Source organism: Bartonella sp. CL71SXKL (genome assembly GCF_042194935.1).
GTDB lineage: Bacteria > Pseudomonadota > Alphaproteobacteria > Rhizobiales > Rhizobiaceae > Bartonella.
Map to the genome: position 1 here is coordinate 1 of NZ_JBHINI010000095.1, position 844 is coordinate 844.

Here is an 844-nt window from a genome sequence, read left to right on the forward strand (position 1 = left end):
TTGGCTTTGATAAAATCTTTGTGCCTCTCTGAATTGTTCAGATAGTATTGAACCTTCTACAGTGGCTTTTGTTTTCACCGTATGATAGGCATCTCTTTTTTTTCATTGTCAAAAATTTTCATATCAAGTTCGCGTCTTTCCTTTTTGATAAGTGATTGCTCAGCGTTACGTAAATGCGTTATCATTTGCATTTTTATAGATTCATTTTGAATCATGGTTAACGAACCATCTATATGTGCTTGAAGATCTGCAATATCTTTCAGGTTTTCTTTTGTTTGAAGTTCTTTAAATAGATTTTTGAGGTATTGAAAACGATTTTCTACGTTTTCAAAAGTTTTCAAAGTTATAGCTTTATCTAGTATCGATAAATATTGTAAACGCGCAAAAATAGCTTTGCCCATTTGATTAAAAGACCCAGAAATTTTGTTTTCGTCCTCTAATACCTTTTGATATGATTTTCTTGAAAGCTTATCACTCTTATAGAGCAATTCTGGCTCTTTGAGAAAAAAACTAGAAAAGTCTATTGTTTTAGATCCAGTTTTCTGACTCTTTGTTATAGTTTGATAGGCTTTTTCTATTTGTGAATTTTGTTCTTTTTGCAACTCAAGCTGTTTTTTTAAGAGCTCAATAATTTCCCCTTTTTTTAATAGATTAATAAGCTCCAGATATTCTGCTGATGGAGCAGGTGGTGAAACTGCAGCTGGTGATGAGGGTTCGAAAGATACGCTTACACCTGTTTTATTTGCATTTGCTGGAGCTAGATTCTGCATTCCCAAAAGGGTAATCATTCCTGTTATAATAAATATCTTTTTCATCTGTTTGCTCGCTTGATTTCGGCAGGGAT

Annotated in this window: 1 protein-coding gene; it reads right to left on the reverse strand. The window is 32.9% G+C overall.

Annotation, left to right across the window (positions count from 1 at the left end; all coding sequences use genetic code 11):
- Positions 1–74 precede the first annotated feature (74 nt).
- The gene (locus ACFILA_RS09655) at positions 75–815 is read right to left on the reverse strand and encodes a type IV secretion system protein (protein WP_375661139.1); all 741 of its coding nucleotides are present in this window, start codon (positions 813–815) and stop codon (positions 75–77) included.
- Positions 816–844: the final 29 nt, after the last annotated feature.